This is a genomic window from Streptomyces sp. NPDC059866 (genome assembly GCF_042731325.1).
Classification (GTDB): Bacteria; Actinomycetota; Actinomycetes; order Streptomycetales; family Streptomycetaceae; genus Streptomyces; species Streptomyces flavusporus.
The window spans coordinates 39119-50581 of record NZ_JBHWJT010000044.1; the positions used below are offsets into that span (position 1 = coordinate 39119).

Annotated in this window: 14 protein-coding genes; 12 read left to right on the forward strand and 2 right to left on the reverse strand. The window is 69.0% G+C overall.

Going from position 1 to position 11463, the window contains the following annotated elements; translation table 11 throughout:
* Positions 1-400: 400 nt before the first annotated feature.
* The 11 genes from ACFV7R_RS40455 to ACFV7R_RS40505 all read left to right on the forward strand — a co-directional run bounded on the left by ACFV7R_RS40455 (position 401) and on the right by ACFV7R_RS40505 (position 8704).
* The gene (locus ACFV7R_RS40455; protein ID WP_385273721.1) at positions 401-937 is read left to right on the forward strand and encodes an ATP-binding protein; all 537 of its coding nucleotides are present in this window, start codon (positions 401-403) and stop codon (positions 935-937) included.
* 136 nt (positions 938-1073) lie between these two features.
* Complete coding sequence (locus ACFV7R_RS40460) at positions 1074-1649, forward strand: TetR/AcrR family transcriptional regulator (protein ID WP_385273743.1); 576 nt, start codon at positions 1074-1076, stop codon at positions 1647-1649.
* Positions 1650-2070: 421 nt separating this feature from the next.
* A complete protein-coding gene (locus tag ACFV7R_RS40465) occupies positions 2071-2469 on the forward strand; it encodes a transposase (protein WP_385273746.1) in 399 nt (132 codons plus the stop codon).
* Between the two features lie 111 nt (positions 2470-2580).
* A complete protein-coding gene (locus ACFV7R_RS40470) occupies positions 2581-2814 on the forward strand; it encodes a transposase (RefSeq protein ID WP_385273749.1) in 234 nt (77 codons plus the stop codon).
* Between the two features lie 290 nt (positions 2815-3104).
* Positions 3105-3578: a nuclear transport factor 2 family protein gene (locus ACFV7R_RS40475; protein WP_067271715.1), complete on the forward strand. Its 474-nt coding sequence runs from the start codon at positions 3105-3107 to the stop codon at positions 3576-3578.
* Between the two features lie 561 nt (positions 3579-4139).
* The gene (locus ACFV7R_RS40480; protein ID WP_385273724.1) at positions 4140-4559 is read left to right on the forward strand and encodes a hypothetical protein; all 420 of its coding nucleotides are present in this window, start codon (positions 4140-4142) and stop codon (positions 4557-4559) included.
* A gap of 108 nt (positions 4560-4667) precedes the next feature.
* Positions 4668-5615 carry a pyridoxamine 5'-phosphate oxidase family protein gene (locus ACFV7R_RS40485; protein WP_385273727.1) on the forward strand — a complete coding sequence of 316 codons (948 nt, stop codon included), beginning with the start codon at positions 4668-4670 and terminating at the stop codon, positions 5613-5615.
* 14 nt (positions 5616-5629) lie between these two features.
* Positions 5630-6097, forward strand: a complete 468-nt coding sequence (locus ACFV7R_RS40490; RefSeq protein ID WP_217214895.1) for a nuclear transport factor 2 family protein — start codon at positions 5630-5632, stop codon at positions 6095-6097.
* Positions 6098-6163: 66 nt separating this feature from the next.
* On the forward strand, positions 6164-6286 hold the full coding sequence (locus tag ACFV7R_RS40495) for a hypothetical protein (RefSeq protein ID WP_331733579.1): 123 nt from the start codon (positions 6164-6166) through the stop codon (positions 6284-6286).
* A gap of 300 nt (positions 6287-6586) precedes the next feature.
* Positions 6587-6718, forward strand: a complete 132-nt coding sequence (locus ACFV7R_RS40500) for a hypothetical protein (RefSeq protein WP_385273731.1) — start codon at positions 6587-6589, stop codon at positions 6716-6718.
* Between the two features lie 309 nt (positions 6719-7027).
* The gene (locus ACFV7R_RS40505) at positions 7028-8704 is read left to right on the forward strand and encodes an acetolactate synthase large subunit (protein WP_385273734.1); all 1677 of its coding nucleotides are present in this window, start codon (positions 7028-7030) and stop codon (positions 8702-8704) included.
* Between the two features lie 191 nt (positions 8705-8895).
* Here ACFV7R_RS40505 and cynS read toward each other — a convergent pair whose 3' ends face one another.
* Complete coding sequence (gene cynS, locus ACFV7R_RS40510) at positions 8896-9366, reverse strand: cyanase (RefSeq protein ID WP_142270050.1); 471 nt, start codon at positions 9364-9366, stop codon at positions 8896-8898.
* 111 nt (positions 9367-9477) lie between these two features.
* Complete coding sequence (locus ACFV7R_RS40515) at positions 9478-10086, reverse strand: carbonic anhydrase (protein ID WP_385273737.1); 609 nt, start codon at positions 10084-10086, stop codon at positions 9478-9480.
* 124 nt (positions 10087-10210) lie between these two features.
* On the opposite strand from ACFV7R_RS40515, the gene cynR reads away from it, so the two are divergent.
* Positions 10211-11119 (forward strand): transcriptional regulator CynR, encoded by a 909-nt coding sequence (cynR, locus tag ACFV7R_RS40520; RefSeq protein WP_385273740.1) that lies wholly within the window; start codon positions 10211-10213, stop codon positions 11117-11119.
* The last annotated feature ends 344 nt before the right edge of the window (positions 11120-11463 follow it).

The following is an 11463-nucleotide window of genomic DNA, read 5'->3' on the forward strand; positions in this document are numbered from 1 at the left end:
CGGATCCACGGCGCGGCCGTTCGCGCGTGACGCTGTACCTGCGGCAGAGGCCGCCGCGCACCTGGAGGGCTTGGGCTCAGGAATCCCTCGCAGGCCCTGAAGACCCTCTCACCTGCGGTAAGCGTGGGGCGCTGCTCCGGATTTTCGGCAGTTCGGCGCATCCCTCTTGCGCCGAGAACGACCGTTCTATAGGTTGGTCTCAATCAATAGAACGATCGTTCTCAGCTGGAGGCTCACGACACTGTCATCGCTGGCCGGACGGATTGCCGGTTCGGCCGCCGCGAGTGCCGCAGGACCGCCGCCTGGGCCCTGACGCCGCCCCAATCCAGGGCCGAGGGCAGAGAAGCTGCAGAACACGAGCCTGTTGATGCGGGCTCGGAAAGTTCAGCTGGGTGATCCCATGACTCTCTCGCACACCGCAATGCGACCCCCGCCGATGGCGCTGCCCCCGTCCGGCGAACAGCCCCGGCCGGCCCCCGTGACCCCGGCGCTGGCCCATGCCCGTACGGGCATGCACCGGCACGGCATGATCGCCCTTCCCGCCGAGGAGCGCTGGGTACACACCGCCCGCCACTTCGCCGCATCCCTGCTCGCCCGATGGGACGTCGTCCCGGAGGATCAGGACTCCGTCCTGCTGATCGTCGGCGAGCTTGCGGGAAACGCAGCCCAGCACGGACGGGCCGACATGATCGTGAGCCTCGCGTTCGAAGGCCGCGCCGTGCGTATCGAGGTTGCCGACTCCGGCGCCACGGCGCCCTCGCCCCACCCTCGCTGCACCGGTGCCCCTGATGAGCACGGCCGCGGCGTGGGCATCGTCGAACTCCTGGCGGACTGGACCGAAACACTCGAGGAACGGGATCACCGGCGGGACCGCGCCGGCCTCCGCGTCGCCACCGCACCGGCTGAGCAGCCCCAGGCAGACCTTGCGCTCGCTTGAGTGGGCAGCGGGCAACGCCCGGCCCCGATCCGGGCAGGCGCATACGGCGACTGGCCGGCCCGCGCTCGGGAATATGCCGTGTGACCTGGTGGCTGTACCGTAGGAGAACGACCGTTTTCGAGAATGGGTGAGCGAAGTGGAACTCGGGACGACTGAGCAGCGGATCCTTGACGCTGCCGAGGAGCTGTTCTACGGCCGAGGCATTCAGTCGGTGGGAATGGATGCGATCCGCACCGCCTCCGGCCTGCCCCTCAAGCGCCTGTACCGGACCTTCCCTTCCAAGGACACCCTGGTCGAGGCGTACCTGAGGCGGCGGGACGCGAGGTGGCTCCGCGATCTTGCCCAGCACGTGGATATCTACGACTCACCCGAGCAGCGGATTCTGGCGGTCTTCGACTGGCTGTTCCTCTGGTTCAGCGAGCAGGGGTTCCGCGGCTGCGGCTTCATCAACTCCTTCGGGGAGCTGGGGGGGACGTCCCAGACCGTGGCCGACATCGCGAAGGCCCACAAGGATGCCTTCCGGCGATATGTTGCCGATCTCGTGGCCGCCGCGGACGCGCCCGCGTGGCTGACCGACCAGCTCGTCCTCCTCGCCGAGGGCGCGATGACCACAGCGGCCATCTCCGGGTCTCCAGAGCCCGCCCGTCACGCCAAGGACGCCGCCCGCACCCTGCTGCGGGCCGCTCACGCAGACGTGGTCACCGCTGCCTGAGCACGCCGTCGCCTTCACTCGCAGCCCCGCTTCCGTTCCCTCCGGGGTGCCACCCAGTGAGCAGGGCGCACGTGAGGCTGGTCCTCGGTAGGGGCTTCTGGCCCTGCCCGCGCCGGTCGTCCACCGAGCAGGACCCGCAGCTACCGGCCGGCGCGCGGATGACCATGCGACTGCGGGTCGCGGCCGAACGCCGGATACGCGACGCCGGGTTCCACCGTCGTCCAGGCCGCCCGGGATCTGCACCTGTCCTGGCCGACCGGACGCATGCCTTCCGCGACCAGGCCCGTGAGGTCGTCGACGCACCTTTGCCCGAGGTCGACGTGCTGGGCATCGGTGAGACCCGCCGGGGCAAGCCGCGCTGGGAACAAGACCCTGACACCGGCAGACGGGCGGGGCACGCGATCGGTGGCACACCGGCTTCATCGACGCCCTCGGGGCGGGCGGGCTGCTGGGCCAGGTCGAGGACCGCAGCGTCGCCGACGTGCTGGCCTGGCTCGCCACCACCCCGCTGACCTGGAGAAAGAGCATCACACACGTCGCCATCGACGTGTCCGCCACCTACCGCGCCGCGATCCGCACCGGTCTGCCGCACACCAGGGTCGTGATCGACCACTTCCACGTGGTGCAGCTGGCGAACAAGATGCTCTCGGCGGCCCGGCGCCGCACCACTGCCGAGGTCCGCGGCCGACGCGGACGAGCCACCGATCGGGAGTGGTCGGCCCGCCGGCGCCTGCTGCGCAGCCGTGAGGACCTCACCGACCAGCAGTTCGCGACGATGTGGAACGCCCTCGGCGAGGGGCAATCGGGCAGACCCTGCTGAGGACATGGATCGCCAAGGAGAACCTGCGCAGCCTCCTCGCTCTGGCCAGAACTGGCGCCGACCGGAACCAAGTCGGCCAACCCCGCTGGAAGTTCCTCACATGGTGCGCGGATTCCGACATCCCCGAGATGCGGCAGCTCGCCGTCACCGTCGACCGCTGATGGCCCGAGACCGCCGCATTCATCGACACCGGACAGCAACGCCAGGAGCGAAGGCATCAACCGTGTGATCAAGCTTGTCGCCCGCGCGGCGTTCGGCTTTCGCAATGCCGACAAACAACGGCTACGGACACGCTGCGTCACCGCTCGCCTCTCCCGCGGACACCTCCGCACCGCTCAACTCTGAAGAGCCGGTATGGGACCCCTCGTGCAGTCGCCGATCGTGCCCGTCCAGGCAACCAGGGCCGAGGCCCGGGCCTGTTCAGGAAGGCCCAGGACGAGAACTGGGCTGGACATCGTGGACGGATCGGAATCACGCAATCGAATTCAGCAGCTTGCGCGAGAACCAACGTTCTCCTATCATGGAGGGCACGGAGAACGCTCGTTCTCTACCTGGTCGGTCGACTGCCGCGATGCGGTTGCCGTCGAGGGCGCCCACCTCCTTGCGTGGGCCCGAGTACAACCGAAGGAAGCGACATGAGTCACGAACCGCGCCCCCCGTTCCCGCCGTTCACCCGGGAGACCGCCATCCAGAAAGTCCGCCTGGCGGAAGACGGCTGGAACTCCCGCAACCCGGAAAAGGTCGCCCTCGCCTACACGGTGGACTCCTACTGGCGCAACCGCGCGGAGTTCGCCACCGGCTACGACGAGATCGTCGCCTTCCTCACCCGCAAGTGGAACCGGGAGCTGGACTACCGGCTCATCAAGGAACTGTGGGCCTTCGACGGCAACCGCATCGGCGTGCGCTTCGCCTACGAGTACCACGACGATTCGGGCAACTGGTTCCGCGCCTACGGCAACGAGAACTGGGAGTTCGACGACAACGGCCTGATGCACCACCGCTACGCCTGCATCAACGAACTTCCCATCAAGGAATCGGAGCGCAAGTTCCACTGGCCCCTCGGGCGCCGCCCCGACGACCACCCCGGCCTGAGCGACCTGGGCCTGTGACCCTCGCCGCCGCGACAGGTCCCAGGCCGGCCACCCGGTTGAGAGCCTGCCGGGTGGCTGTCGATCGGAGAGCGGACGCGGCGTGGTGCGTGCGCCCGACAGAGGACAAGCCTGAGGGAGTGGGGCGAGACCGTCCCCGTCCCTTCAGGCCCGCCCTCTGGCTCTCGCGGCGAAGCCTGTGGCCTCGGCCAACAGCGGGCCGTCGAGGCACGACAGCCCGGGCGGGCCAGTCGGTCGAAGCGCCTGAACCGCGCGGCCACTGAGCGCGTTGTTGCAGGGCTGCACGAGCAGGCAGCGGGAACCGAACCCACGATCAACCTCCGGGGCCCAAGTAACCGACCCTCGAGCAGCGAGAGCTGCTGTCTGCGTGCAGCGCCAGGAGCATCTGCCGCGCTGCTGCGACTAGCCTGCCCCGTGCGGCGCTTCGGAGGCCGGCGCGGACTCAGTACTCGCCGTGAGGCTCGAACGGCGACGGCGTCATGAGCGCCATCGACTTCCGCCTCCCTTTTTTGCACTCATACTGCTGCGGATCGCTCGCACGCAGACCGATATCCCGGCCTGATGAGCGCCACCCAGGCAGGCCCGGAGACACCGCAACGGTGGCGGCATCTTGTTCGGCCCGCCCCGCACCCGCCGCAGGCCATCACCTTCAACGGCCTGGTCGTCCCGGCCGCCACCGGCCGGTTCCACCCGGCCTGGGCAATGGCCGCCGTGGCCCTGTCGGTCACCACCGTCTTCGCCAACTTCATCGGCGCCCGCCCCACACCCTGCTGTTCGCCGCCGTCGGCAGCTACGCCGTCGCCCGCGGTCACGGCCGTGTCGACGACGGCGCCCTTGCAGGCCGAGCGCGACGCGGGTGCCTCGGACGCCGAGATCGGCGAGGTCGTCGGCCACCTGGCCCTGAACGTCCTGACGAACCACTTCAACCTCGCCAAGGTCGACAACGACTGGCCCGTGGTCACGCCGCGCTCCGTGGTCTGACCCGCACCCGCCCCGCCGGCCCGGCCCCACCCCCCGACCGGGGCCAGGCCGGCGGCCCCCTCACCCGCCGGTCGGCGGCATCCCCGACCGCCCGTGGAAGGAAGAACGATGACAGACCCGGCGCGTAGCACCCCGGTGGGCTTCCACGAGGGCGAGCTGGCCGTCCAGCGTCAGGCAGGCGTAACCAGGGACGCGGCACGGCTCTCCGGCATGCTGGCCCCCGCCCAGCTGCGCGGCGGCGTGGCCCGATTCCTGGCCGAGCGGACCTTCGCCGCGATCACCGCCCGCGCCATGGACGGCACGCTGTGGGTCTCCCCGCTCACCGGCCCGCCCGGGTTCCTCCACGTCGCCTCGTCGGCAGCCCTCGCCGTGCGGGCACTGCCCGCCGAAGGCGACCCACTGCATCACCTACCGGCGGCCCAGCAGGTCGGGCTGATCGTGGTCGAGTTCGCCACCCGCAGACGCCTGCGGATCAACGGCACCCTCTCAGCCACCGGGAGCGACGGCCTGCGCATCGACGTGGAGCAGGCATACGGCAACTGCCCCCAGTACATCCAGAGCCGGCAACTCCACGCCACGCCCGCGGGTATCCCTCGCGGGGAGCCGGTCCGGAGCGCCGACACCCTCGCCGCCAGCGACATCGGCCTGATCCGCCGGTCCGACACCTTCCTGATCGGCACCACCCACCCCGCCCGCGGCAACGACGCCTCACACCGCGGCGGTCCTCCCGGATTCGTCCGCGCCGAGGACGGACGACTGTGGTGGCCCGACTATTGGGGCAACAACATGTTCAACACCCTCGGCAATCTTCAGGCCGACCCCACCGCCGCCCTGCTCTTCTGCGACTTCACCACCGGCCACACCCTGCACCTGTCCGGTCAAGCCACCCTGGAATGGACCCGCACGGGCATCCCCGGCGACGACGACCGCACCGGCCGCCGCGTCCACTTCACCCCCCGCCATCTCGTGGCCGGCCGCCTGCTGCCGCTCCAGGCCGACACAGTTACCGCAGCCCCCGACAACCCGCCGCTGACCGACCAGCCCACCGCACAATGAAGGACCGCCCCGCCATGACCGACAGCCGCCCGCTCTTCCCTCCGTTCGACATCGACAGCGCCCTCGCCCAGGTCCAAGCCGCCGAAGACGCCTGGAACACCCGCGACCCGCGTCAGGTCGCCCTCGCCTGCACCGAGGACTCCGCCTGGCGTAGCCGCGATGCCCTCGTCACCGGCCGCGAAGAGATCACCGAGTTCCTCACCGCCAAGTGGGAACACGAACTCGACTACGTCCTGCGCAAGAGCCTGTGGGGCTTCCGTGGCAACCGGATGGCCGTCCGCTTCCAGTACGAATGGCACAACGCCGAAGGCCAGTGGTTCCGCTCCTACGGCAACGAACTGTGGGAGTTCGCCGACAACGGTCTGATGCGCCGCCGCGAGGCCAGCATCAACGACCTGCCCATCAACGAGGAAGACCGCCGCTACTTCGGCCCCCGCCCCGACAGCGAGCGCGGCCCCGGGCACGACCTCCCCCTCGCCTGAAACCACCGCACGTCCCAAGATGCCCATGACGGCGCCTGAGCAGGGCACAGCAATGAGTGAATGGCCATGACCCTCAGCTTTCGCACCATCGACGTAACTGGATACCGGGTGTCCTACCGGGAAACCGGTGAACTTGGCGCACCGAAGCTGGCCCTCCTGGGCGGTTTCCCGTCCTCGTCGCACCAGTGACCAGGGACAAGCCCACCTCACCCCGCTTCGCTTCAGCGATCAGCCCCTCCAGCTGGCTTCGAGGACGTCGGCGTCTCTCCATTGCCGGAATCGGTTGTGGACGGTCGGGTCGGCCAGGCACCGAACTCGCCCGGCATCTCCCGCCACCGCCGCCCGTCTTCACCGCCAGACCAACCCCTCGAACCGCCGCGGTGACCGCTTGAGGTACGGGGGCGAACCTGCCGATCGGCAGGCAGCGCTCGATGAACTCCCATTCCAGATCCGTACGGCGGCGACGGGAAGCCCGGCGTGGTGCCGCTTGTGCCACAACGTACCCACCTCGGCGACGAGTTCGGCGATCCCATCGGCCAGGCCAACAGGGACACCCCGCCTGCCCAGGCGGTCCGCGAGCACGCCACCGACGACCGCGCCACGGCGCCGCCGACGCCGTAGACCGCTGTGACGAAACCGGCGAAAGATGCCGAACAGCCCCGTTCCAGCGTCAGATAGAGCGACAGGAGGACCGCTACGAAGCCGCCGAGTCGGTTTGACGAGCATGGTGGTCCACAGCCACCAGAACGCAGGGCAGCGCCGGCCTCGCATCGGCCACCTCGCGCGCCATGCTCTAGGCGCCGGTGATCACGGTGTGACGGACTCGGAGTGCCCCCCGGCCAGCCGACGCGGTGCCCCACGCGACTGCGGTGGGTCCGGACCCGGAGGGAGGCGTAGCTTGGATGTGGACCCCGGCAAGGAAGGCGTGCCATGACCGGGCCCAGCGAATTCTCAGACCGAGATCGGCACAGCGCAGCGAAACTGCTGGTCCGCTGCCTGGAGAACGAAGGTGTCCGCGTCGTCTTCGGTCTTCCCGGCGAGGAGAACCTTCACCTGACCTTCGCCCTGGCGCGCTCCGGCATCCGATACATCCTGACCCGCCACGAACAGGCCGCCTCGTTCATGGCCGAGATGTACGGCCGGGTCACCGGTACGGCCGGGGTCGTCTCGGCCACGCTCGGCCCGGGAGCCATCAACCTTCAGCTCGGTGTCGCCGACGCCATGACCAACAGCACCCCCTTGGTTGCCCTGTCAGCGCAGGTCGGCCACAACCGCAACTACAAGGAAACCCACCAGTTCGTTGACCTGGTCAACATGTTCGCTCCCATCACCAAGTGGTCGGCCAGCGTCCCCAGCGCCGGGGCGATCCCCGAAATGCTGCGCCGCGCGTTCAAGACCGCCGAAACCGAGCGGCCCGGCGCGGTGTACCTGGCGGTACCCGAGGACGTCGACGCCGCGCCCGCCGCCGCCGAGCTGCAACCGCTGCCTCGCTACGTGGTGCGCGCCGAGGCACCGTCGCCGGGGCAGATCGCCCGCGCCGCAGCACTCCTGCGCAACGCTCGCCACCCCATCGTGCTGGCCGGCCACGGCGCCGCCCGCAACGCCGCGGCCACATCGCTCACCGCTTTCGCCGGCTCCCTCGGACTGCCGGTGGCAACCACCTTCCATGGCAAGGGAGTCATTGCCGACGACCTCATCAACTCCATGGGCTCGATCGGCTTCATGCGCCGCGACTACACCAACTTCGGTTTCGACGCGGCCGACCTGATCATCGCCGTCGGCTATGAACTGCAGGAGTTCGACCCCGCCCGGATCAACCCCCAACGCGACAAGAAAATCATCCACGTGCACCGCTTCCCCGCTGAGGTCGACGCGCACTACTCGATCGACCTTGGCATCATCGGCGACATCTCGCAGTCCCTGGACGCGCTGTCGGCCGCTGTCTCCGACCGCTTCCGCGGGCCGGCCCCGGCCAGGTGCCGCGAAATGGTGCAAGCCGAGCTGGATCGCGGACGTGCCGACGGCCGGTACCCGCTCGCACCGCAGCGCATCGTTGCCGACACGCGCGCTGCTCTGGGTCGCGACGATGTCGTACTCGTCGACACCGGCGCCCTGAAGATGTGGATGGCGCGGCTGTACCCCACGTACGCGCCCAACACCTGCCTGATCTCCAACGGCCTGTCCGCAATGGGCTTCGCACTGCCCGGAGCGCTCGCCGTGGCCCTGGCCCAACCGGACGTCAAGGTGCTGGCCGCGGTCGGCGACGGTTCGTTCCTCATGCACTCCCAGGAGATCGAAACTGCCGTCCGCGAAGCCATCCCGCTTACCGTGCTGATCTGGGAGGACAACGGCTACGGGCTCATCGAGTGGAAGATGGACCTGACGCTCGGCGAACACCACGCCACCGCCTTCGGCAATCCCGACATCGTCCGCTACGCGGAGAGCTTCGGAGCCACGGGATACCGGATTGCCGACGCAGAGGAACTGCTGCCCACGCTGCGAACAGCACTGGACGACCCCGGAGTCTCCATCATCACCTGCCCCGTCGACTACAGCGAGAACCTCAGGCTCACCGCCCGCCTCGGCCAACTGGACGCCGCACTCTGACGTCGTTCTGACTGATCCCGTGGCCCAAGTCAGCGCAAGGCCCCGCCGCCTCACCGCGACCCCATGTCGTGCTGGGGGCGCGGGAAGCGGCGGGGGAGCCCTGTAATGGTGGCCCTGGTCGCCCGAAGCGAATCGGCGTGCCGGCCCAGGCGCCTTATCGGCAGCGGTCGCCGGCACGGCGGACGGCTGGGTCAGAAGGGCTTGGTGGGCAGGTACTTGCCGTCCAGGGTGATCACCGCGCGCTCGCCGCCCTCGGGGTCGGCGACCTTCTTGACGTCGAGCTTGAAGTTGATCGCGCTGATGATGCCGTCGCCGAACTGCTCGTGGACCAGGGCCTTGAGCGTGGTGCCGTAGATCTGGACGATCTCGTAGAAACGGTAGATCGTCGGGTCGGTCGGGACGCCGCCGGGAATGGATCCCCGGGTCGGGATGGCCTGAAGCAGTACGGCCGCCTCCTCATCCAGTTCCAGCAGTTCGGCGACCGCCCTGGCGGCGGCCTCCGGCAGGGGATGCTGACCCAGAAGCGCGGCGGTGGTGAAGGCGACCGACAGGCCGCTGGCGTCGGCGAGCTGCTGCCAGGTCAGGTCCTTGCGCGTCTTGGCCTCGACAACCACAGCGGCCAGGGCCTGCCGGGCGGCAGGGTCGAACTGAGCGTGCACCATGAGGGTGTTCCTTTCCAACATGCCGGCCCGCCCTACAGCGAGCTCAGCGGAGTCATACGGTCAGGGGATCAGGCCGCCGGACGGCGGCCTGGACGAAAGGGCCAGGGCAGCTCAGGCCGCGAGGGCGGCGGAGCAACCCGTGACCGGGTCGAGCTGGTCGACCGCGCCGGTGGGGATGTCGTAGACCCAGCCGCGCAGCGTGAGGGTCTTCGCCGCCAGTGCCCGGACGACGCTGGGGTGCGTTGCCAGGTTTGCCAGCTGAGCGATCACGTTGTTCCGTACCAGGACGCTCACCTTGTCCTCGCCGGGCTCGGCACAGGCCGTGCGGACCCGGGAGGCCTCCGCGTGCCGCAGCCAGTGGGCGACGGCCGGCAGGGCGGCGAGGTCGTGCTCGTCCGCCAGGGCGGTCATCGCGCCACAGGCGGAATGCCCGCAGACGACGATGTCGGACACGCCCAGGACGGCGACGGCGTACTCGATGCTCGCCGCGATCCCATCAGCGTTCGGGGTGTAGGCGGGCACCAGGTTTCCGGCCGTCCGGATGACGAACAGCTCGCCCGGCTCGCTCTGTGTGATCAGCTCCGGTATGACGCGGGCGTCGGAGCAGCTGATGAACAGGGTGCTGGGCCGGTGCGTGGTGGCCAGGTGCTGAAAGTGCGCCGCCTGGGCGGGGAAGACGCCCCGCTGGAAATGTGCGACTCCCTCGGCGAGGTCTTGCATGATCACTCCTTTCGGCCAGTGCCCGACTGGTGCGGGTTGACGAAATCCACCATGCATGAGCTGTGCTTATAGAGTCCAAGACGCCCTGAATATAAGATCTATTGGCCTCATCTATAGTGATGTCATGGGCTTCGAACTACGTCATCTGCGCTATCTGCTCGCCGTCGCCGAGCAAGGCAGCTTCACCCGCGCCGCCGAAGTCCTGCACATCTCCCAGCCGACCCTGTCCCAGCAGATCAGACAGATGGAACGCCTGATGGGCACGCAGTTGCTTGACCGTACGGGTCGTGCCGTGCGCCTCACCGACGCCGGCGAGACCTACGTCCACTACGCCCGTCGCGCCCTGCAGGAACTCGCCGCTGCTGAACGTGCCGTTCACGACGTGGCCGACCTCTCCCGCGGCAGTCTGCGCCTGGCGGTCACCCCCACCTTCACCGCCTACCTCATCGGCCCCCTCACCGGACAGTTCCACGTCCGGCATCCCGACATCACCCTGCGCATCAGGGAGATGACGCAGGACCGCATCGAGTCCGCCCTCCTTGCCGATGACCTCGACCTCGGGATCGCCTTTCGCGGTGCCCACCTGCCCGGCATCACCACGGACGACTTGTTCACCGAAGCCCTCAGCCTCGTCGTCGGCACCCGCCACCCCTATGCCGACCGGACAGACCCGCTACCCGTGCGAGAACTGGAAGGCCGCCCCCTGGCCCTGCTCAGCAGCGACTTTGCCACCCGCAGGCACATCGACACCTACTTCGATCAGCACCGCACCACACCGCGCATCGCGATGGAAGCCAACTCGGTCAATGCCGTCGCCGAAATGATCCAGCGCACCCCTCTGGCATCTGTGCTGCCCGAGGCCATCGCCCGGGATCACCCGCATCTGCGTGCCGTACCCCTCGACCCGCCCCTGCCCGAGCGCATTGTCACTCTGCTCTGCCGCTCGGGCTCCTACCAAAGCGCTGCCGCCCGGGCTTTCACCCACCTCACCCGACAATGGGTCGCCTCCAGCGGATACTCCTCCTCCCCGTGAGGTCGCGGAGGCAGCGGGCGGTGGCTCATGGCGCAGGGACGCCGTCTGTCGAGCGGACAGGTCGAGCCGTGGAACTCTCCCTTCGTACGGCACGCCCTCTGATCGACTGGCAAGGCCCGCACGGCTCGCTCAGCTCCCGCGGTCGGTCACGGACGCCGCTGTCACCGTCGCGGGCAGCAGCCGGGCAGGACACAGGCCTGGAGTTCGGGAGTACCGGCTCCGGAGCGATTTGTTGCGGCTTGAGGGCGGGCCGTGGATACGTGTGGCCACCGGGACATCTGATAGGCGAATGCCGCCGCGCCCTTCCCGGACCCCCGACAAAGCGGGGGCCGGGAGGGCCCGGC